This window comes from Virgibacillus profundi, from assembly GCF_002287375.1.
GTDB lineage: Bacteria > Bacillota > Bacilli > Bacillales > Amphibacillaceae > Virgibacillus_K > Virgibacillus_K profundi.
Genome location: NZ_NPOA01000001.1, coordinates 66,208 through 89,904, shown reverse-complemented (window position 1 = coordinate 89,904; position 23,697 = coordinate 66,208). Strand labels below are relative to the sequence as shown.

The 23,697-nt window shown below is 41.4% G+C and carries 16 protein-coding genes; 14 read left to right on the top strand and 2 right to left on the bottom strand.

Going from position 1 to position 23,697, the window contains the following annotated elements:
* Positions 1-69: 69 nt before the first annotated feature.
* The 11 genes from CIL05_RS00395 (at position 70) to CIL05_RS00340 (ending at position 18,764) form a co-directional block, all read left to right on the top strand.
* Positions 70-906: an MBL fold metallo-hydrolase gene (locus tag CIL05_RS00395; RefSeq protein WP_095653525.1), complete on the top strand. Its 837-nt coding sequence runs from the start codon at positions 70-72 to the stop codon at positions 904-906.
* A gap of 329 nt (positions 907-1,235) precedes the next feature.
* The gene (locus CIL05_RS00390) at positions 1,236-2,861 is read left to right on the top strand and encodes an extracellular solute-binding protein (protein WP_095653524.1); all 1,626 of its coding nucleotides are present in this window, start codon (positions 1,236-1,238) and stop codon (positions 2,859-2,861) included.
* 45 nt (positions 2,862-2,906) lie between these two features.
* Complete coding sequence (locus tag CIL05_RS00385; RefSeq protein ID WP_165769007.1) at positions 2,907-4,532, top strand: extracellular solute-binding protein; 1,626 nt, start codon at positions 2,907-2,909, stop codon at positions 4,530-4,532.
* Between the two features lie 725 nt (positions 4,533-5,257).
* Complete coding sequence (locus CIL05_RS00375) at positions 5,258-6,877, top strand: extracellular solute-binding protein (protein ID WP_095653522.1); 1,620 nt, start codon at positions 5,258-5,260, stop codon at positions 6,875-6,877.
* 98 nt (positions 6,878-6,975) lie between these two features.
* Positions 6,976-9,363, top strand: coding sequence for a glycoside hydrolase family 95 protein (locus CIL05_RS00370; protein ID WP_095653521.1), 2,388 nt, complete (start codon positions 6,976-6,978; stop codon positions 9,361-9,363).
* Positions 9,360-10,508 carry a Gfo/Idh/MocA family protein gene (locus CIL05_RS00365; protein ID WP_095653520.1) on the top strand — a complete coding sequence of 383 codons (1,149 nt, stop codon included), beginning with the start codon at positions 9,360-9,362 and terminating at the stop codon, positions 10,506-10,508. Before CIL05_RS00370 ends, CIL05_RS00365 begins: the two co-directional genes overlap by 4 nt.
* 364 nt (positions 10,509-10,872) lie before the next feature.
* The gene (locus CIL05_RS00360; protein ID WP_095653519.1) at positions 10,873-12,537 is read left to right on the top strand and encodes a DUF4091 domain-containing protein; all 1,665 of its coding nucleotides are present in this window, start codon (positions 10,873-10,875) and stop codon (positions 12,535-12,537) included.
* Positions 12,538-12,566: 29 nt separating this feature from the next.
* Positions 12,567-13,490 (top strand): ROK family protein, encoded by a 924-nt coding sequence (locus CIL05_RS00355; protein WP_095653518.1) that lies wholly within the window; start codon positions 12,567-12,569, stop codon positions 13,488-13,490.
* 91 nt (positions 13,491-13,581) lie between these two features.
* Positions 13,582-14,850, top strand: coding sequence for a Gfo/Idh/MocA family protein (locus CIL05_RS00350; RefSeq protein WP_095653517.1), 1,269 nt, complete (start codon positions 13,582-13,584; stop codon positions 14,848-14,850).
* Between the two features lie 637 nt (positions 14,851-15,487).
* The gene (locus tag CIL05_RS00345; protein ID WP_095653516.1) at positions 15,488-17,233 is read left to right on the top strand and encodes a glycoside hydrolase family 35 protein; all 1,746 of its coding nucleotides are present in this window, start codon (positions 15,488-15,490) and stop codon (positions 17,231-17,233) included.
* A 538-nt stretch (positions 17,234-17,771) separates the two neighbouring features.
* Positions 17,772-18,764, top strand: a complete 993-nt coding sequence (locus CIL05_RS00340; protein ID WP_095653515.1) for a LacI family DNA-binding transcriptional regulator — start codon at positions 17,772-17,774, stop codon at positions 18,762-18,764.
* A gap of 168 nt (positions 18,765-18,932) precedes the next feature.
* Here CIL05_RS00340 and CIL05_RS00335 read toward each other — a convergent pair whose 3' ends face one another.
* The gene (locus CIL05_RS00335; RefSeq protein WP_165769006.1) at positions 18,933-19,826 is read right to left on the bottom strand and encodes an AraC family transcriptional regulator; all 894 of its coding nucleotides are present in this window, start codon (positions 19,824-19,826) and stop codon (positions 18,933-18,935) included.
* A 169-nt stretch (positions 19,827-19,995) separates the two neighbouring features.
* Here CIL05_RS00335 and CIL05_RS00330 point away from each other — a divergent pair, with 169 nt between their 5' ends.
* The 3 genes from CIL05_RS00330 to CIL05_RS00320 all read left to right on the top strand — a co-directional run bounded on the left by CIL05_RS00330 (position 19,996) and on the right by CIL05_RS00320 (position 23,449).
* Entirely contained in the window at positions 19,996-21,297 is a 1,302-nt protein-coding gene (locus tag CIL05_RS00330) for an alpha-glucosidase/alpha-galactosidase (protein WP_095653513.1), read from the top strand.
* 188 nt (positions 21,298-21,485) lie between these two features.
* On the top strand, positions 21,486-22,202 hold the full coding sequence (locus CIL05_RS00325) for a GntR family transcriptional regulator (RefSeq protein ID WP_095653512.1): 717 nt from the start codon (positions 21,486-21,488) through the stop codon (positions 22,200-22,202).
* 71 nt (positions 22,203-22,273) lie between these two features.
* A complete protein-coding gene (locus tag CIL05_RS00320) occupies positions 22,274-23,449 on the top strand; it encodes an SIS domain-containing protein (RefSeq protein ID WP_095653511.1) in 1,176 nt (391 codons plus the stop codon).
* Here CIL05_RS00320 and CIL05_RS21950 read toward each other — a convergent pair.
* A complete protein-coding gene (locus CIL05_RS21950; protein WP_133065285.1) occupies positions 23,437-23,685 on the bottom strand; it encodes a hypothetical protein in 249 nt (82 codons plus the stop codon). The genes CIL05_RS00320 and CIL05_RS21950 overlap by 13 nt on opposite strands.
* Between the last annotated feature and the right edge of the window lie 12 nt (positions 23,686-23,697).

Genomic DNA, 23,697 nt, shown 5'->3' with positions numbered 1-23,697 from the left:
AATCTATTGATGGAAGCACTCAAACGCTCTGAAAGTAGTTAAAACGTATTGCGAGAAGGGGAAGTATAAATGAAAATACACTTTTTAGGAACTGCTGCAGCTGAAGGCTTTCCAAATGTTTTTTGTAACTGTGATGCATGCACGAAAGCGAAACAGTTGAGCGGGAAAAATATTCGTACGAGAAGCTCTGTTATTGTGGATGACGTTCTTAAAGTAGATTATCCTCCGGACGTTTACATGCAGGCACTTCGTGATGGGATTGATATGTCACTTGTCAAAGATCTATTGATTACCCACACTCACTTTGATCACTTGAATGCAAAGGAACTTATTTCACGTATGGAAGGTTACGCACACGGTATCGAATGGCCACTGAACATTTATGGTAGTGATCTAGCGCTTTATCAATGCAAACAGATTTTTCACGAAGAAAATGGGGGGCGTGAACAATTCCGCCTGAATAAACTGCAGCCTTTTAAAACATATAATATTGGGGAGGCGAAAGTTACCCCATTACTTGCGGATCACGATCCAAATGAGACTTGCTTGCTATTTTTTATTGAAAAGGAAAATACTTCTATATTATATGGAAATGATTCAGGGTGGTTTCCAGGTGAAACGTGGGATTGGTTGAAAGGAAAAACAATTGATCTCACCATCCTTGATTGCACAGTTGGAAAGACTTCGAATAAATTTAGCCGCAACCATATGAGTGTAGAGACGGTGATTGAGGTTCAAAAAGTATTTAGAGAAATGAATGTATTAACAGATCATGCAAAAATCGTAACGACCCACTTTTCTCACAATTGTGGGTTGCTTCATAACGAATTAGTGGAAATTTTTGAACCCTACGGTATAGATGTTGCCTATGATGGTATGATCATGAATATTAATAAGTCGCAGTAATCTTGGAAATATATCACTCTTTATTTAAGGGGTGCTTATGTACCCGTACTTGCACTGGATTCATTATCCTCCGAATATTTCCCTTGTCGAAAGGGAATACGGAGAGAGGAAGGGCAACTGGCATATCAGTTGCCTTATTTTTTTATGCCCAAAATTAATAGACAAGTTTTCTGACTTATGGTAAAATAAAATAAATTATTTAATAAAACATTTACTAAAAGTAACATGTATTTATGGAAGCGCAGTCATTGACTGTGCATTTTCGGAGGTGATGTCCAACGGAAAGTTCGTCGTGTTTAATAGCTAAAATCATAAGGGGAGGTTTAAATATGAAAAACAGAAAATTACTATTTTTTGCAATGATCGTATTGATTGTAATGCTGGCAGCCTGCAGCAACGATGATGAGGCTTCGGGTGAGGCAGGGGGCAGTGAGGAAGCAAAAAACAATACAAATGAGGAAGGATTTCCAATTGTCGATGAGCAGATTTCGCTGAACTTTTTTGCGGGACAGTCACCTGCAAGCAATGATGATTGGAATGACGTTATGATCTTTAATGAATATGAAGAGATGACCAATATGGATATCCAGTGGGAAATGATTCCGCATGCATCCCTTGAAGAAAAAAGAAACCTTGCACTTGCAAGCGGAGATCTACCGGATGCATTCCACAGTGCGGTCATGCCAGCAACGGATATCATGAAATATGGAGGTCAGGGAGTTTTCATCCCGCTCAATGATCTGATTGATAAATATGCACCGAATTTCAAAAAGATTCTGGAAGAAAATCCAGATGTGAGAAAAGCAATCACATTTCCAGATGGAAATATCTATGGATTCCCACAAATGTCGGATCCTGAGTTCAATTCCTATCGAATGGGTCCAAAGCAATGGATCAATACAGAGTGGCTTGATGCGCTTGGAATGGACATGCCGCAAACAACTGAAGAGTATTATGAGTATTTAAAAGCTGTGAAGACAGAGGATCCAAATGGTAATGGCGAAAATGATGAGATCCCATATGGCGGACCTGGCATCGGCTCTCTTTACTTCTATCTTCAGGGAGCATTTGGGGTAGCCAATAGAGGAGCAAATAATACAAATATTGATATTGACTCGGAAACTGGCGAAATGCGCTTTTTCCCAATCACCGATGGATATAAACAGCTGCTTGAGTATATGAACAAGCTATACAGTGAAGGGCTGATTGCACAAAATATCTTTTCCATTGAAAGCGGTCAGTATCATGCGAATGCAAGTGAAGGCATTTACGGAAGCACCAACTGGTATGCACCGGAAGTGATTTTCGGTGAAGAGGCAGGCAGTGTGCTAGAGGGTATGCCAGCACTTGAAGGACCTGAGGGGGAGAAAGGATTTACAACATTATACTCTGCAGCATTGAATAAAGGTTCCTTTATCATTACCAGCGAAAATAAGAACCCGGAAGCAACGGTAAGATGGATCGACCATTTCTATGGGGACGAAGGACAAAAACTCTTCTTCATGGGACTTGAAGGTGAAACATATGAATTGAATGAGGAAGGCGAGCCTGAATACATGGATCACATCATGAACAGTGAAGAAGGCTTGACTTATGAGCAGGGGCTTGCGAAATACCTGACATATCCTGGTGGCGGATTCCCTTCTGTGACTTCTTTGAAATATTTTAAAGGAGCAGAAAGCAATGAGAAAGCACTTGCAGCTGCTGAATTGCTTGCACCTGATCTGGAAGAAGAAATCTGGCCCGGATTTAACTATACACAAGAAGAAAATGATAAACTGACAAGCTTTGGAGCAGATATCGATAAATATGTTGAGGAAATGCGTGATAAATTTATTTCTGGTGACGAATCGCTGGATAATTGGGATGAGTATGTAGAGACAGTGAAAAGTATGAATCTGGAAGAATACCTTGAAATTAAAACTGCAGCGTATGAGCGTTATCAGGAAAATTAATCGAAAAAAGGGTGATACCCTTTTTTCCTTTTAGGAGGGTAATGTTTGTATCGAAAAAAATTGTATTTATTGTTTATATCAGTATTAATATTGATTCTTGCAGCATGCAGTGATGAAGATGCTTCAGGAGAGGCAGAGCAGAGTGAAGACGCAATAAAGAATACGAATGAATCAGGAATGCCAATTGTTGAGGAACCAATTAAGCTTAATTTCTTTGCGGGGAAAGCCCCTGCAACTGCTGATGATTGGAATGATGTGCTGGTTTATAATACGTATGAGGAAATGACAGGTATCGATATTGAATGGGAAATGGTGCCATTTGAATCACTTAAAGAAAAGAGAAATCTAGCTTTAGCTAGTGGTACATTGCCTGATGCTTTTCATACAAGTCTTTTTGCCAATATTGATATTTTGAAATATGGCAATCAGGGTGTATTCATTCCACTTAATGATTTAATTGAAGAATATGCACCTAATTTACAGAAGCTATTTGAAGAATATCCGGAAGTTAAAAAGGCACTTACTTTTCCGGATGGAAACATATACTCATTGCCCACTATCTATTCGCCGGACTTTTTATCACTTTTAATCAGTGAACGGCCATGGGTCAGAGAGGACTGGCTTACTGAATTGAATATGGAAGTACCAGAAACTACAGAGGATTTATATAGCTATCTGAAGGCAGTAAAAGAAAACGATCCGAATGGAAACGGTGAAGCGGATGAAATTCCGTTTGGTGGAACTTCCATCAATAGTTTATTAAGCTGGTTGAAGGGATCCTATGGAATTGGAAATAGAGGAGTCGGTCATGCCTTTATCGATATGGATCCCGAAAAGGGAGAAGTAAGGTTTTATCCAACTACAGATGAGTATAAGGAAATGCTGCAATTTGTAAATAAACTCTATGAAGAGAAATTGATTGAACAAAATATATTCACGATTGAATGGGATCAATATCTGGCAAATGCATCAGAGAGCATGTATGGCAGCACGGTTTTCAATAGTCCGGAACAGTTGTTTGCTGGAGATGCAGGGGAAAAATATATGCCGGGTGTAGCTTTAGAGGGTCCTTATGGTGATAAGCTATTTACTGGAATCTCTCCATCTGTTGGTGGCATGGGTGGATTTGTGATTACAAATGAAAATGAAAATCCTGCTGCAACTGTTAGATGGATGGATTATTTTTATGGTGATGAAGGTTCGAAATTATTTTTCATGGGTGTAGAGGGAGAAACCTATGAAGAGACAGATGACGGCACGGTCGAGTATGTCGACGAAATAACAAATAGTCCTGATGGATTAACATTGGATCAGGAATTGGCTAAGTATGTCACGTGGCCTGGTGGAGGATATCCGGGGATTGTTAAGGAAGAATTTTTTAAGGGGACAGAAAGCTCTCCGTCATCCTTAGAATCTGCAGAAATTCTTAAACCTTACCTGATTGAGGAAGTTTGGCCGAAATTTACTTACACGTTAGAAGAAAGTGATAATTTGTCTGTATTGTCGACTGATATTGAGAAATACGTCGAAGAAACGCGTGATAAATTCATCACAGGTGATGTTCCTTTCACAGAGTGGGATAATTATGTAGAGACAATTGAAAACATGGGACTGGAAGATTATATGGAAATTCAGAAAGCGGCTTATGGGAGATATAAAGGAGACAATTAGTTGTCTTATATAATAAGGCTGTATTTTAAAAGATCGTTGTTTGTGACACAAAGTCTATAGAATGCGACATAATTACTGTTTGCTATAGAATTTCTATAATCGCCGTTCGGGATCGCTCCGGGCGGATGCTTTCCGCGGGCACGGCTTCAGCCTCCTCGAGAAAACCACTCTGCGGGGTCTTCAGACACGTGCTGTTCCCGCAGGAGTCACCGCCCTTCGCTCACCCGAACTGGTGAGGTGGTTCTATGCTTTATATATTGAATACTAATGCAGTTCATTGGTAATAATCGCAATACTAGCGAAGGAAATACACGAAGACTCCAGCGGGAAAGCGAAGACGATGAGACCCCACAGGGAGCGTTCTTTGCGACCGAGGAGGCTCATCGCGAGCCCGCGGAAAGCGTAGTGTATTTCCGTAGCGGTAAGTTACTTCGCAATTTATATCAACCACGAACATACGTTAAAGGGCAACAAAATTTACGGAATGAGTCATAAATAATTAATGGATAATACAGAGGCGGCATTTTGTTGTCTCTGTATTATTGTTTATAATCAATTTTCACTCAATTTGATATAGACAGATTTTTGCGATTGTGTTAGGCTTTATTTAAGTAAAATATTTAAGTAAAATATTTACCAAAACACATTAAATGAAAGCGTATTCGTCTTTGTTGTAAAAACATAACTACGGATGGAAATTTATAAACTGTTAGGAGGGAAATAGATTGAGGACTAACAAATTAATAATTATTTTAGGTGCTTTGATTCTGTTATTGCTTGCAGCCTGTAGCAAGGATGAAACTGCTGGTGGTGAAGTTAGCGAGGAAGCGAAGGATAACACGAATGAAACTGGTATGCCGATTGTTGAAGATGAGATTAAATTGAACTTCTTTGCAGGAAAGTCACCGGCGACTGCAGATGACTGGAATGATGTCATGGTTTTTAATGAATATGAAAAAATGACCAATATTGACATCGAATGGGAAATGGTACCGCATGCCTCATTATCCGAAAAACGAAATTTGGCACTGGCAAGCGGCAATATGCCGGATGCATTTCATAGTGCAGGTATGCCGGTTGCAGACATTTTGAAATACGGCCAACAGGGCTTATTTATCCCGTTGAACGATCTGATCGATCAATACGCACCAAATTTGAAAAAGATAATGGAAGAGAATCCGGACGTTAAAAAGGCACTGACCTTTCCGGATGGTAATATTTACTCCTTCCCACAAATGGCTGAACCGGAACTGCTTTCCTACCGTATTGGTCCGCTTCCATGGATCAACGAGGAATGGCTGGGCACATTGGGGCTGGATATGCCAGAAACGACGGAAGACTATTATAACTATTTGAAAGCTGTAAAAGAAGAAGATCCAAATGGAAATGGGGAAGCTGATGAGATTCCATACGGCGGTACAGGAATTGCCACGTTATTCTCATATCTTCAGGGGTCATTTGGTGTGGCAAATATGGGAACATCTAATGCAAATATTGATCTGGATCCTGAATCAGGGGACCTGCGTTTCTTTCCAACAACGGAAGGATATAAAGAATTGCTTCAGTACATGAATAAACTATTTAATGAAGGCTTAATCGAACAAAATATTTTCTCAATTGAAAGTGATCAGTATCATGCCAATGCGAGTGAAGGGAAATATGGCAGTACTGTATGGTACAGCCCTGGAGAAATTTTTGGGGAGGATATTGGAGAAGTACTTACAGGAATGCCTGCATTGGAAGGGCCGAATGGTCATAATCAGTTTACAACTCTAATGTCACCGGCTTTCAATATTGGTGCATTTGTAATCACAAGTGCAAATGAAAATCCTGCAGCAACTGTGAGATGGATTGATCATTTCTATGGTGACGAGGGTATGAAGCTTTTCTTCATGGGAATTGAGGGCGAAACCTTTGAAGAGACTGAGGATGGCGAGTTTGTATTTATGGATCATATTACAGATAACCCGGATGGCTTAACGTACGAACAGGCACAGGCAGAATATTTAACATTCCCGGGTGGAGGATTCCCGTCTGTCACTTCAGCAAAATACTTTAAAGGACCTGCCATGTCAGATAAAGCTGTAGCGGCTGCAGAAACAGTAAAGCCTGATTTGGTTGAAGAACCTTGGTCTGCATTTATCTATACAAAAGAAGAAACGGATACATTAGCAAGTGTTGGAACAGATATTGACAAGTATGTTGAGGAAATGCGCGATAAGTTCATCTCTGGCGATGCTTCTTTTGACGAATGGGATGCTTACGTGAAAAACATCGAACAAATGGGTCTGGAAGAATATATGGGTGTGAAGGACAGCGCTTATGAGAGATATATGAATAACTAGGATCAAAAAAGTTAGCTTGCATGTATGTTTACGTTCGCATGCAAGCTGTTTTACATAACTATTTTCCATAACACAAAACTGAGAATGGGAGTTTTTCAATGAATCTTTTATCCTATCAGAAACCGGCAAATGAATGGACGGAAGCACTGCCGCTGGGAAACGGTAGAATTGGGGCGATGCACTTTGGTGGAGTGGAGACGGACCGGTTTCAATTAAATGAAGATACATTATGGTCAGGGCCTCCGGAGAGAAAGGTACATGTTAACAGGGAATCACTTGAAAAGGTGAGAATGCTTATCAATGAAGAGCAATACGAAGCAGCAGATGATGAAACGAAGAATATGTTTGGTCCGTACAGCGAGGCCTATATGCCACTTGGGAACCTGATCATCCACCATCTACATGGGGATATCGCCAAGGATTATAAACGGACATTGGATATTAAACAGGCAATTTCCAAGGTTGGATATACAATTGGAAAAACAGACTACACCCGTGAGGCATTTATCTCCCATCCACATCAAGTGTTAGCCATTAAGCTTGAAAGTTCGGTGGAAAAACAGTTAAATGTGATGATTTCCATGGATAGTTTATTAAAAAGCAGGACATTGGATACTGATGAAAGAGTCATTTTACAAGGGATATGTCCTGAAAAATGTGACCCGGTATATTTTCAGGAAAATGTACAGCCAATCCAGTATGGTGACTTTGAGATGACAAAGGCGATTCATTTTGAAGGAAGACTCGGTGCAGTCATTGAGGATGGAAATGTCGAGTCACAAAATGGAATGCTGTCCATTCAGGGTGCTACGAAGGCCACGATTTATTTTTCAGCGGCTACATCGTTTAACGGGTTTGATCAGCTGCCTGGAAAAGATTTTAAAACACTGGAGAATCAAAATGAGACGATACTCGCTAAGGCAATGAGTATTTCCTACGAACAGCTGAAGAAAGAGCATATTCAGGATTATCAGAATCTCTTTAATCGTGTGGAATTCACATTGGATAAAGAAGAAGTTAATGAACTTCTTGATACAGATAAAAGAGTTTCAGTATTCAGTGCCCATGATCTCGGAATGGTGGAATTGCTGTTCCAATATGGCAGGTATTTGATGATTGCATCTTCACGGGCAGGTACCCAGCCTGCGAACCTGCAGGGAATCTGGAATAACCAGACACGTGCTCCATGGTCATCAAATTATACATTAAATATCAATGCCGAAATGAATTACTGGCCTGCTGAGGTTGCGAATCTGGCTGAATGCCATCAGCCACTATTGGATGCAATCAAGGAAATTTCCGTAAATGGAGGGGAAATGGTTTCTGATCGTTTTGGAATGCATGGATGGACGGCACACCATAATACCGATTTATGGCGGCATGCGGAGCCAGTCGGAGATGAGCGGCATGGGGATCCAATCTGGGCTTTTTGGCCAATGTCAGGACCGTGGCTATGCCGGCATCTTTGGGAGCACTATACATTTTCACAAAATAGGGAGTTCCTGGAAAAAGAAGCATTTCCATTGATGAAAGGGGCTGCACAATTTTGCTTGGATTGGCTTGTGGAAGATGTGGATGGCTATCTGGTTACATCGCCATCCACATCACCAGAACATTCTTTTTTGGCAGCCGATGGTCAGACAGGATCTGTTACAAAAGGTGCCATGATGGATCTGGAGATTATCTGGGATCTGTTTACAAATTACCTCAGTGCAGCGGAAATTTTACAGATTGATGGGTTATTGGTGACACAGGTGAAAGAAGCGAGAGCCCGACTGCATCCTTTGAAAATAGGAAGATATGGTCAGCTACAGGAATGGCTGAATGATTACGAGGATATGGAAGTCAATCACCGGCATATTTCGCATTTATATGGAGTCTTTCCAGGAAATCAAGTGACAGATGGACCTTTTCTGGAAGCAGCCAGACAAACATTGAACAGACGAGGTGATGCAGGAACTGGCTGGAGTCTGGCTTGGAAGATTAATCTCTGGGCACGGATTGGTGACGGCGAACGAATTCAGGCACTGCTTCATCAATTATTTAATTTAGCAGAAACGAAACAGGAAACGATGACTGGTGGTGGTTTGTATCCGAATCTATTGGGTGCACATCCTCCATTTCAAATTGACGGGAACTTTGGCTATACCGCTGGTGTCGTTGAAATGGTTATCCAATCACATAAAGGATATGTGGAATTACTGCCTGCATTACCATCCACTTGGGTGAAAGGGTCATTATCTGGTGTGCGTGTCCGTGGAGGCTTTGAAGTAAATATTACCTGGGATCAGATGCAGGTCTGTGAACTGGAAGTTACCTGCAATTCAGCGAATCGCTTTCAATTAAAAACAGATTCATCTCCCATCCTTCAAGTGGAAGGGAAGGAAGACAGGCCGATCGAAGGGGTGAAAGGATTTATTTCGATAGAGATGGATGAAGGACAGACGTATAAGTTACTTTTTAATGACAGGGGTATTGCAGAATGAATCAATTAAGGATGGGTGTCATTGGGATTGGTGGAAGAAGCAGCATTGTGCAATATTGGCACAAGCCGGATGGGGAATCTGTGGTCGCTGCTGCAGCGGATGTATCTGTTGAGTCATTGGAAAAATTTAAAAAAGACATCAATCCGGATGCATATGTTACGACAGATTATCATGAGCTGCTGGCAAAGGACGAAATTGATGCTGTTGCTATTTTAACACCGGATTATTTGCATGAGGAACATGCGATCCAGGCACTTCGGGCAGGGAAGCATGTTTATTGTGAAAAACCACTGGCGATAACGCCTGAGGGCTGTGACCGGATCATGGAAGAAGCTGAAAGGTGCGGCAAGCATTTAATGATTGGTTTTAATATGCGTTACATGTCAATGTACCAGACGATGAAGAAAATTATCGATTCAGGAGTGATTGGGGACATAAAAGCAGTTTGGGTTCGGCATTTTGTCGGGCTTGGTGGATATTTTTATTACCATGACTGGCATGGAAAATCTGAAAACACGACATCATTGCTGCTGCAAAAAGCTTCACATGATCTGGACATCATTCATTGGTTGGCAGGCAGCTATACGAAGAAGGTATCTGCATTTGGAAGTCTGGATTACTATGGTGGAAACATGCCAAATGACCTCCATTGTCCAGACTGCGAGATCAAAGATACATGCCCGGACGTCAGTCTAAACCGGTTAACCCAATGTGCTTTTCGCGAAGAAATTGATGTGGAGGACAACAGCATGCTGATCATGGAGCTTGAAAACGGTATTAAAGCATCCTACATGCAATGTCACTTTACACCAGACTATTCCCGTAACTACACATTTATTGGTACAAAAGGAAGAATCGAAAATGATGATGTAAATGATAAAATTTACGTAAAAACAAGAAAGTCGGGCTCCAGGCAGGAGATGAGTGATATCACCTATGAAATGAAGAAAATGCCTGGAACACATGGCGGTGCAGATCCACGTATTTGTGATGATTTTATTTCACTGGTACTTCATAATAAACAACCATTAACAAGCCCAATTGCTGCCCGAATGAGCGTAGCTGCAGGACACGCGGCTACAGAATCTATTCGTGCTGGCGGCAAGGTGATGATAATTGATCAGGGAAAGCATAGTGTTGTATAGAAAAAGCTATTTTTACTGGGGAAGTGGTGACTGCTTTCGTTTGGAGGTATTTACTGGAGTTGAGAGAAGCGTCGTGAAAGTTGAGAGGTATTGGGCAAAAGTTGAGAGATAAAAAGAAAAGTTGAGAGACATTAGGTTAAAGTTGAGAGAAGATAAAGGAAAATAGAGTTATCTCTCAACTTCCAGAGTTATCTCTCAACTTCTGAAGTTATCTCTCAACTTCCGGCAGCTATCTCTCAACTTCAAGCAGTTATCTCTCAACTTCCAACACCATCCCCACCCAATGCTGTGGCAGTCGAGAGTCACGGATCCCCGTGGCAAAAGCCCAATTAATATGCAAAAAATAAGGAGGAATGTTCAAGAGATGGAAGCAATGTTTGAAACACGCAGTTTAAGCTCACTAGCAAAGGTATTTCCAGATGAGGAATTAAAAGAGGAAGCGTTTCTGAAAGCATCAGCTTTTTTAAATGAAACTTACACATTTCAAGTAGCATACAGACAAAAAGAAAGCCGGATGCATAAGGTGAAAATTCGGGTGGAAGGTAAGCTGAGTGATTTGGTCGAAGTACGGGCAGTCGGACTGGTACCTTCAGAGCTGCCTGTCTATCACGACCATGATGAAAATGTTTTGCGGACAACACCAGGACTATATCCGGATCCACTCCATCCATTGGAGAATGGCAAATTGCCTGCACCACCCAATCAGTGGCGCTCTGCATGGGTAACGGTTGAGCTGAATGAGGAGCTGGCTTCAGGGATCTATCCAATCAAAGTGATTTTTGAAACAGAGTCAGGAGAACAGCTTGGGGAGGAAATATTTGAACTTGAATTACTAACAATAGCATTACCGGAACAAAAGCTGATTAATACACACTGGTTTCACAGTGACTGCCTGGCAACCCAGTATAATGTGGAAGTTTTTAGTGAGAAGCATTGGCAGCTTATTGATCGTTATATCCAAACAGCTGCAAAGCATGGCATGAATATGCTGCTGACACCATTGTTCACACCGCCGCTTGATACAGAAGTCGGTGGAGAACGCCCAACGGTTCAGCTTGTGGAGGTGGAGAAAACCGAGGATGGATATCGGTTCGATTTTAACAAATTAACCCGCTGGATTGAAATGGCTACAGAAAGAGGCATCAAATACATCGAGTTTTCCCATCTTTTTACACAATGGGGTGCAAATCATGCGCCTAAAATCATCGCATCTGAAAATGGCGAAACAAGTAAGATTTTCGGTTGGGAAACGGATGCGGCTGGTGAAGAATACAAAGCATTTCTTGCTGAGTTTTTGCCGGCACTGATTGATTATATCAAGGAGCAGAGACTGGAAGAATCAGTCTACTTTCATGTATCCGATGAACCGAATCTGAGTAATCTGGATTCCTATAAGCAGGCAAGTGAAATCATTCACCATTATCTTTCTGAATTTCCTATAATTGATGCATTATCAGACTATCAATTTTATGAAAAAGGGCTTGTGAAAAATCCGATTCCGGCCAATGATCATATCGGATCATTTATTGAAAATGATGTCCCGGACTTGTGGACATATTATTGCTGTGCACAGAACCAAAAGGTGTCCAATCGATTTTTTGCGTTTCCATCTGCTCGAAATCGAATCAGTGGAATTCAGTTTTATAAATTTAATATAACTGGTTTTCTGCACTGGGGCTATAACTTTTGGAATTCTCAGCTGTCAAAAAGGCAGATTGATCCATTCCATGTAACCGATGCAGATTTGGCCTTTCCGTCCGGAGATGCTTTTCTCGTATACCCCGGTGAGGAAGGACCGATTGAATCAATCCGAATGGAAGTGTTCTACGAGGCGCTGCAGGATTTGCGAGCTTTACAGTTATTGGAAAAACTTGCTGGAAGAGAACAGGTTCTGGAAATTATCGAGTCTTCACTAGCGCAGTCTTTAACGTTTACGGAATACCCTCATGACAGCAGATGGCTTTTAATTATTAGAGAAAAAATAAATAAGAAAATTACAGAGCTAAGTATAAAAGAGAAAATCAAGTAACTAAATCATATAGGGATAGTGGTGATTAAATGGCATATACAATAGGTGTTGATATTGGTGGGACAAAGGTTGCTGCAGTAATCATTGACGAGTATGAGGAAATTCTCCATCGTAAGGAGATTCCAAGCAATACGCGGGATAAAGAAACAATGTTTAGGCAGGTTCTTGTATGTATTGAAAATCTGCTTGCAGAATCTGAAATCCCCTATGAAGCGATTGCAGGAATGGGGGTTGGCGTTCCTGGAAAAGTAGACAGGGAAAATGGTATCGCAGTTTTTCAAAACAATTTACCGTGGAGGAATTTTCCGTTGGTCGCACGCCTGCAGGAACATTTTCCTTTTCCGAATGTTGCGATTGAAAATGATGTTTATATGGCAGCATTTGCGGAGTGGCAGGCTATGGATGCAAGTGATGAGGATACATTTGTCTATCTAACTGTCAGCACAGGAATTTCCTGCTCAATTATCCAGCATGGCAAATTTCTCAGAGGCACTGGATTTGCAGGTGAAATAGGACTGCTTCCGGTTTTGGCAAAATCATCACCGGGAGGAGTCAATATTCTGGAAAAGTCCGCATCAGGAACAGCCATTCAAGAGCTTGCCATTAAACATTTCAATAAATCAGATATAACGACAGAGGAAGTATTTTTGGAATATCAAAAAGGAAATGAGACAGCGAGAAGTCTTATTGGGGAAGTGGTAGAATCCCTAGCACATGGAATTTATTCAATTATTTGTTTATTGGATCCTCAGAAAATCATATTGGGTGGCGGGGTTATAAATAAGCAGCCTTATTTGCTGGATCTGGTAAAAAAGGAACTCATGCGTTTTCTGATACCCGAGCAGCAGCATGTGCTTCAACATATGCATGCAAGTCATTTTAAAGAGAATTCAGGTCTTGTTGGCGCAGGGTTTATGGGGAAGGGTAGTGGGTTTTTAACTAGTAATCTATAAACTGATACAACCAACAAAGAGTACAGAGGGTTTAACTTTTGAATAAAAATAAGAAAAGATTTTTAATAAACACGGACAGGAGAGAAAAATCATGCAGCCAAAAACAGCGATTTTAATTGGTGCTGGGGACCGTGGTGCAAGAGCATATGCACCGTATGCACTGGAATATCCGAATGAATTAGAGATTGTTGCGGTAGCGGAACCGAATAAAGAAAGAAGAAGGAGAATTTTCGAGGCACACAACATTCCGACAGAAAATTGCTATGACTCCTGGGAGGATTTGCTCGCGCAGGGGAAAATGGCAGATATCGCCATCGTATGCACAATGGACAGACACCATTTTGCACCAACGATGAAAGCATTGGAATCTGGCTATCATGTATTGCTTGAGAAACCGATGTCACCAGATCCGGCAGAATGTATCGAAATGGAACGGGCAGCGAAGAAATATAACCGTCAGCTGACAATCTGCCACGTGCTTCGTTACACACAATTCTGGTCGACAATCAAAAAAGTGATTGAAGAGGGAACAATTGGTGATGTTGCCTCCATTCAATTGAATGAAAATGTGGAAATCATGCATATGTCTCACAGTTTTGTACGTGGAAATTGGAGCAATAAGGAAAAATCGAGTCCAATGATTTTGCAGAAATCCTGTCATGACATGGACATTCTCAGCTTTGTCATGGATAAAAAATGTACACGGGTCAGCTCCTATGGCTCACTAATGCATTTTCGGGAGGAAAATACTCCTAAAGGGGCACCGAAAAGATGTCTGGATGGCTGTCCGGCAGAATTGGAATGTCCTTTCCATGCTGGCCGCTATTATCTGGGCGAAGGAAAAGGCTGGGCAAGAAAGTTTACAGAAGACGATTCCCGTGAAGGAATTATTAAAGCATTGCAAGAAACGGATTACGGAAAATGTGTCTACCAATCTGACAACAATGTTGTAGATCATCAGGTGGTAAACATGGAATTTGAAGATGGTGCAACCGCAACCTTCAGCATGTCCGGCTTTACCCGTGAACAGACCCGTATGGTGCAGATTATGGGAACTAAAGGAGAAATCCGCGGTAATATGGCAGAAAACAGTATTTCCATTTTTGATTTTCTGACCAAGCATGAAACAGTTATTAATTTCAATCGCCCGGTTGGCGGACATGGCGGCGGAGACAATGCGATTGTCCGTACCTTCCTTCGTGATATCGATAATTATGGAAAACAGGACAGTTTGTCATCTGCTTCCGTATCACTAAGAAGTCATCTAATGGCATTTGCCGCAGAGGAATCACGTTTGAATAAGGGTGAATCAATTGAATTAGATTCGTATTATAATAGTTTTGTGAAAGAGGAAGTGTAAGAAGCTGGCATTTTATCAGATAAATGCTTTCTCAATTAAAAGAAAGATTTTTTTTTGACAATATGCTTATTAGCAGTGGCAAAAGAGCGACAATATAGAAAACAGCATTTAAACAAAAACTTAATTACTCTGCACCATAGTTGATATAAAATGCGACGTAACTGCTGTGTTGATTTCCGCTTCGGGCAGTCGCTTTCCGCGGGCACGGCCTCAGCCTCCTCGAGAAAACCACTCTGCGGGGTCTTCGGACACGTGCTATTCCCGCAGGAGTCGACTGCCCTACGCTCCAATCAACCGCCATAAAAGAGGATATCACTTGTTTGATTCAATTAAGTGGCAGATCACTTTTTGAAGTTGAAAGCATATTGCCAGCGGAGGAAACACACGAAGACTCCTGCGGGAGGAAAGGCCTAGATGAGACCCGGAGAGCGTCAGCTCGAGGAGGCTCATCAGCCGCCCGCGGAAAGCGAAGTGTGTTTCCGTAGCGCTAGATTTAGCACATACTATAATTAAAAGTTACTTCGCATTTTATAGAAACTACGAAAGTAAAAAAAGCAACAAATGGTTTCGATGGGGCGAACGAAGTGCAGTCCCAAAGTTTACAAAAAGAGCCTAGAAATAAAAGGAGCTGTGTTGATTGACGAAACTGAAAGTCCAGGGAAATGAATTACATTTAAACAATGAACCCATTCAAATTATCTCAGGTGCTATCCATTATTACCGGGTTGTCCCGGAATACTGGGAAGACCGCCTGCTGAAGCTGAAAGCCTGCGGATTCAATACGGTGGAGACATACATTCCATGGAATCTGCATGAACCGAAAGAGGGACAATTTAATTTTGAAGGCATTGCCAATGTGGAGGAGTTTATCCGTACCGCCCAGCGTGTGGGATTGCATGTAATTGCACGTCCAAGCCCATATATTTGCGCAGAGTGGGAATTCGGTGGACTTCCATCATGGCTGCTTGCTGACAGCAATATGAAAATCCGTTCTCATTACGAACCTTATCTGGAAAAAGTAGATAATTATTATGATGTTCTGCTGGAAAAATTAACGCCATTGCAGCAAACAAATGGTGGTCCAATTATCGCGATGCAAATTGAAAATGAATATGGAAGCTACGGAAATGACAAAAAATATCTGAATCATATAAAGGATGGCATGCTGAAACGTGGTGTCGATGTACTGCTGTTCACTTCAGATGGCCCGACAGATTTGATGCTTGAAGGCGGTACAGTGGAGGACGTTTATGCAACGGTTAATTTCGGCTCACGCCCGGAGCAATCCTTTGCCAAGCTGCAGGAACACTTCCCGAACACACCGAATTTTGTCATGGAATACTGGAATGGCTGGTTTGACCACTGGGGTGAGGAGCATCATGAGCGTGATCCACAGGACGCTGCCGATACTTTCGAAAAAATGCTTTCGCGTGGCGACTCTGTCAATTTTTACATGTTCCATGGCGGTACGAATTTTGGCTTTTACAATGGGGCAAATCATGGGAAAAAATATGAACCAACTGTTACCAGCTATGATTATGACTGTCCGATCAGTGAGACAGGTGATCTCACACCGAAATTCCATTTGGTTCGTGATGCGATTGCCAAGCACAAGGACATTGGTGAGCTTGTGCTGCCAGAACCAATTCCGAAAAAGAATTATGGTGAAGTTTCCCTAAAGCAATCGGTTAATCTGTTTGATGCACTGGAGCAGATTAGCGCACCAGTTCAGAAAGCAAACCCGGAAACGATGGAAAAGCTTGGGCAGGATTATGGATTTGTTTTATACCGGACATTTCTCAAAGGCCCACACGCTGAAGCAGCATTAACCATCCAGGAGGTCCGCGACCGCGCACTTATCTTTGTAAATAAGGAATACAAAGGCGTCATTGATCGTTGGGATAACGATAAAGTAATGATTGAGGTGCCAGAGGAAGGCATTCAGCTTGATATTTTAGTGGAAAATATGGGTCGCATCAATTATGGCCCACTGATGAATGATCCAAAAGGCATTACCCAGGGCGTCCGATTTGCATACCAGTTCCTATTTGATTGGGAGATGTATTCACTACCACTTGATAATCTGGAGAAGTTAAGCTTTGATGAGGCTGATGCTGGCACCGGTGAGGGACCTGCATTTTACAAGGGCACATTCCAAGTGGATGAAATAGGCGATACCTTCGTGGAACTGCCAGGCTGGAAAAAAGGTGTAGTATTCGTTAATGGATTTAACCTCGGCAGATACTGGGAAATTGGACCGCAAAAAACATTATATATACCAGGACCATTGCTGAAAAAAGGAGAAAATGAAATCATTGTATTTGAACAACACGGAAATCAGCAGGAAGTTGTAGAACTTGGGGATGAGCATAAACTAGGGTAGAACTAGTTGAGAGGGTTGGGGGGAAAGTTGAGAGAGGCGGAGGAAAAGTTGAGAGAAAAGTAAAATAAACCGGATTCTCTCTCAACTTCGGCCGATTGTCTCTCAACTTCAGCCGAGTTGAGAAGGGGTAGCCGAAGTTGAGAGAAAGTGGATAAAGGTTGAGAGACTCAGGCGAGAAGTTGAGAGAAAAGTAGAATAAACCGGATTGTCTCTCAACTTCGGTCGAGCGTCTCTCAACTTGGCAGCGATGTCTCTCAACTTCGACCGATTCTCTCTCAACTTGGCAGCAATGTCTCTCAACTTCGGTCGAGCGTCTCTCAACCTGGCAGCAGTGTCTCTCAACTTCAGCGCTTTCACTTTAGGGCAAGGAAGTTATCATCTGAAAACATCGAATCTAATGGTAAACCGTATTTTTAAAAAACACTTTCCATTTTAATCGCAGGAAGAATGCTTTGCAGCGCCTTTCTGTATTACAATTACACATCAATCATGGTAATATAATGGTAGTACATACAGGAACGTCGGGAAGGTGAAGGTTTTGGCAACAATCAAGGATATAGCAAAAAAAGCAGGAGTGTCCCCAGCAACAGTATCACGTGTTTTGAATTACGATACGAGCTTATCGGTTGCGGATGCGACAAAGAAGAAAATTTTTGAAGCGGCTGAGGAATTATCTTATCGCAAAAGGTCGACAAACAAACATATCGGAAAAAAGATTGCAGTAGTTCATTGGTATACAGAAAAAGAAGAGTTAAATGACCTCTATTATTTATCAATCCGGCTTGGAATTGAGCAGCGTTGCAAGGAGCTCAATATGAATGCGGAAATTTATTTTTTTAATAATATTAAAGAAATTCCAGCTGATGAAATAGAAGGAATTATTGCGGTCGGAAAATTCGGCAATTCCCAGGTAGAAGAATTGACGAATATCAATCCAAATGTTGTTTTTGTGGACTATAGCCCGGACGAGGATAAGTATGATGCCATTGTGATTGATTTTGAACGGGTGACGAAAAAAGTCATCGATTATTTTATGGATACCAATCACGAAAAGATTGGCTTTATTGGTGGTAGGGAGCTGCTGAAGGGTGAAGATGAGCCCTTGGTGGACCTCAGGGAAAAAACATTCAAAGCCTATACCAAAGAGAAAAACATTGCAGATCCCAGCTCCATCTATATCGGCACATTTTCCGTGGAGGATGGCTATAATTTAATGAAACAGGCAATGGAGGATCATGGTGATAAACTGCCAACAGCTTTTTTTACAGGTAGTGATGTCCTCGCGATTGGAGGACTGCGTGCCCTGCACGAGGCTGGAATAAAGGTTCCTGGGCGGGTCAGCATTATCGGGGTCAACGATATGTCTGTCGCTAAATATGTATTCCCGTCACTGAGTACAGTCAAAGTTAACACTGAGATTATGGGTGAAACATCCGTTGACACACTGGTAGAAAGGCTTGACGGGAGAAAAATCGCAAAGAAAATATTTGTAGCAACAAAGCTCGTCGTTCGTAAAAGTGTCAGAACTTAGTGTCTGGCACTTTTTTGATTGATAAAAGTTATAACTGCTAAGCCATGCTTTGGACTGACTTAGCGTTATTTAACATGGTGGAAACCTGGAAAGATTGCGTCCCGTCAAAGAAAGCTTGGTGTAGATGGGACGCTCTGGCAAATCCGGGCAGGGCTCACTTTTAGACATTTAGTTCTCTGGAATCAGTTGATCAACAGGAATAAAGGATTTTTTATCCCGGTACTTTCCTGGGGATACACCAATAGATGAGCGAAACACTTTACCGAAGTAGTTTCCATTGGAAAATCCTACACGCTGAGAAATTTCCTCAATGGTCAACGCTTCATTTTTCAACAGTTTAATAGCCTCATTTATTCTGGTTCTTGTTACATACTGCAGTGGTGTTATTTTCATTGTCTGATGAAAAAGTCTTGAAAAATGATACTTGGAAAGACCAGATGCTTCCACAATATCGTCCAGGGTGATGTATGTTGTATAGCGACTGTGAATAAATTGGATCGCCTTTGAAATGGAATCAGGCCACTTTTGATTCCGGTCACCATTAGTGGAAATAAAACGGGACAGCTCCATTAAAAAGTTGTAAGCATAAGCAGAAGCTTCATAAGCATCATGTATCTCATCATGTATCGCCTTATCATAAAGGTCGAAAATGAGCTGGATTGGCGGGGAATTTATATCCAAATGGATGATATTCCCTATTTTTTTCGTTATTTCCTGAAAAACTTGATTGCTTTCATCACCAAAAAGGGTCAGATGAATGAACTCCCATTCCTTTGAGTCCTCTGGCAGATAGTATCTGTGATCACTTGGGATGTTCACAAAAAAGGCAGTTCCTGGCTTCAGACGAAACGTTTGTTGGTTCACTCGAATTTCGCCATGCCCTTTTAATGTATATTGGAAAATAATTTTGCCTTTTTCACTCCGCTTTAGACCATCCCAATTATAGGTTGAAAGCATCTGTTTTTCCCACCCAAGAGAAAAAATCCCGGCAATTCGCTGCTGATTGCTTCCGCTGAAATGAACGCCATAGGTTCGGTAATAGGGCGGCTTATTTGGTAGCAATATTTTACCCTCCTTTCTCATATTTTTACCATTGTAAAAGTTATATTCTGACATTATCATTAGTATAACAAATATTTGGAATATTAAAAAGGAGTTTGATAAATTTATTATACCACAGCAATTTTAGTCTATTTTATTTAAAAACATTCAATGAAAAGGAGTTGGCTGTATGTCTAAAATTACATTTTTAGGTGCGGGGAGTACGGTTTTTGCCAAGAATGTGCTCGGGGATTGTATGACCGTTCCTGCATTACAAGGATTTGAATTTGCTCTATTTGATATTGACCATGAAAGACTGAAAGATTCCGAGGTTATGCTGACTAATATAAAAGAAAACCTTGGCTCCACGGTAAAAGTAGTTTCCTACACTGACAGGAAAGATGCATTAATGGGCGCAAACTATGTGATCAATGCAATTCAGGTTGGTGGATATGATCCGAGTACAATCATTGATTTTGAAATTCCAAAGAAATACGGATTGCGTCAGACGATTGCAGATACGATTGGAATAGGCGGTCTATTTCGATCCTTGAGAACAATTCCGGTGATGATGGATTTTGCAAGAGATATGGAGGAGGTTTGTCCAGATGCCTGGTTCCTGAATTATACAAATCCGATGGCTGCGTTAACTGGGGCCATGAACCGCTATACCGATATTAAAACGGTTGGATTATGTCATAGTGTTCAGGTCTGTGCGGATCACCTGCTGAAGTCACTGGATATGCCGACAGACAACATTCAATCCAAAATAGCTGGAATCAATCACATGGCCTGGTTACTTGAAATAAGTCGGAATGGGGAGGATTTGTACCCGGAAATCAAGAAAAGAGCGAACGTAAAGCAAAAGAACAAGCACGATGATATGATCCGTTTTGAGTTAATGCAGCGGTTTGGCTACTACGTGACAGAGTCATCCGAACATAATGCGGAATACCATCCTTATTTTATCAAAAGTAAGTATCCGGAGTTAATTGATCGTTTTAATATCCCGTTGGATGAATATCCAAGACGCTGCGTCAATCAAATAGATCGATGGAAGGAAATGCGCAATGATTTAATTGAAAATAAAACCCTGGCACATAGCCGTACACATGAGTATGGTTCGTATATTATTGAGGCGATGGAGACGAATCAGCCGATAAAAATTGGCGGAAATGTGCTAAACACGGGGCGCCTAATCAGCAATCTACCTGAGAAAGCATGTGTCGAAGTCCCTTGCCTGGTGGATGCAAATGGTGTAACACCTACGTATGTCGGCGATTTGCCTGAACAATTGGCGGCTCTGAATCGTACGAATGTCAATACACAGCTACTTACAATTGAAGCTGCAATGACTGGTAAAAAGGAACATATTTATCAGGCGGCCATGTTGGATCCACATACATCAGCTGAATTATCGATTGATGATATTGTTGCCCTTTGTGATGACTTAATTGAGGCACATGGGGATTGGCTGCCTGAATACAGGTAGTAATTTTGTAAATGGTTCAAGGGAGTTCTATTATTGGAAAAAGACTCCCCTTGAACGGTTTTATATCGAAAGTTAAAGCGTGCAACACCAAAAACAATCAGTGATGTTGTAGTAATCGTTAAAATAATATATAATAAAATCAACTGGTTATAACCAGTCTGGTTGAAAAGGTGGTGTGATACAAGCGATTGGATAAGAAAAATAGGGTGCCATTATATTTACAGTTAATGGAAGACTTAATTAAGAAAATAGACAGTGGGAAATTTCGTGAAAATGAAAAACTTAATTCTGAGCGTGAGCTTTGTGAGATTTATAATATGAGCCGGATTACAGTAAGGCAGGCGCTGCAGGAGCTGAAGCGGGAAGGCTATATTTACAAGCTTCATGGGAAGGGCACTTTTGTTGCTCCAAAGTCCATCAATCAAAATTTGGTAAAATTATATAGTTTTACAGAAGAAATGAAAAAAATGGGCAAAACACCTACAACGGAAGTTTTGTCTTTTAAACAAATTACTGTCGATGAACATTTGGCCTCGAAAATGGAAGTGGATCCCTACGAGGAAGCCTTTCAAGTAGTTCGCCTGCGTCTTGCAGATAAGGAAGCACTGCTGTACGAAACCTCCTATTTGCCGAAGAAAATTTTTCCGAAGCTTAAGGAAACCGATCTCAACAAGAGACCAATGTATGATATTTTCTATCAGGATTATCAGGTTTCAGTGACAAAAGCGATTGAACGGTTCGCAGCCACAAGCGTAGGAGAGGCAGAAGCAAATCATTTAAACATGCAGATCAATCAGCCGGCAATGCTCATTAGACGCCATGCCTATCATCAGGATCAATTAATCGAATATACAGTCAGCGTGGCCAGAGGAGACAAGTTTGATTACACCGTTGAATTAACATAAAAATCAGCGGGTAGTTTAATTTAACTGGTTATGACAACATAACCACAAGATAAAACAAAGGGAGGAATTTCGTGTTTAACTTAACAGCACAACAATTAGAAAAAAATAAGGCAGTACATACTGCGAATGAAATTTATCAGCAGCCTGCAGTGTGGAAAGAGGTTGTAACTAACTTTTATCAACAAAAGGATGTTTGCCAGGAATTTATTGAATCTATTTACGCAAAGCATGAAAATGTAAGGGTTATTTTCACTGGTGCTGGCACATCCGCTTTCGCAGGCGACACACTAGTCCCTGAACTGCGCAGGCAAAATCAGGAGAATGTTCAATTTGAATCAATCCCAACGACAGATATTGTTTCTAACCCAACACAGTACTTGTTTAAAAATAGCCCAACTGTTCTGGTTTCTTTCGCCAGATCAGGCAACAGCCCAGAAAGCGTTGCGGCAGTTGAACTTGGTGAGGAAATTATTGATGATTTTTATCAGGTTGTGGTTACATGCAACAAGGATGGACAATTGGCAAAAAATACGATGGACGATCAAAACAGTATAACTTTATTGACACCGGAAAAGGCACATGACCAAGGGTTTGCGATGACAAGCAGTTTTACAAGCATGATTCTGACTGCATATGCGCTGTTTACTGCAAATGCGATTACAGGAAGCGAATCCACTCAGCTGATAGCAAATGCTGAGCACCTGGTTGATTCGGTAGGAGCGGTAGTTGACGAGGTTCTAAATATTGATATTGAGCGAATTGTCTACCTTGGTTCGGGTCTGCTCGCACAATTATCCCATGAAGCAGCCTTAAAAATGCTAGAGCTGTCCGCAGGGAAAGTCGTGGCAGTACACGAATCATCACTCGGATTCCGCCATGGTCCGAAGTCAATTTTGAATGAAAATTCTGTAGTAGTTTTGTTTATTTCAAAAGATCCACATACAAGGAAATACGACATGGACATTCTGCGTGAACTTGCTTCAGATGACTCGGGAATTAAAATTGTTGCACTCACGGAAAAAAGTGATGAGGAAGTGGAAAATCTTGCAGACTGGTCCTTGCCTGTCAACCAGAGCAAAGAATCATTAAGCAGTGACTTTTCATTGGCATTATTGTATGTCATTTTTGCACAAACCTTAGCATTGAAAAAATCCATTCAGCTTGGCATCACACCAGATAACCCAAGCCCAGATGGCCGAGTGAATCGTGTTGTAAAAGGCGTAACGATTTATGATTATGTGAAGTAGGAGCGAGTAGTGGGATTGGTGAGGTTGTGCGATGTTGTGTGGAGGTCGTGCGGCGTGGTTCGGAAGTCGCGTACCATGGTGCCGAAGTCGTGCACCGCGGGGTCGAAGTTGTGCATCATGGAGCCGAAGTCGTGCACCACACGCGAAAAGTTGTGCACCACACCAGGAATTCGCTGATGCCACACAACTTTTACAGGTTGCTGCACAGCAATCGGGAGTTGTCGCACAACTTTCAACACAATCCACCC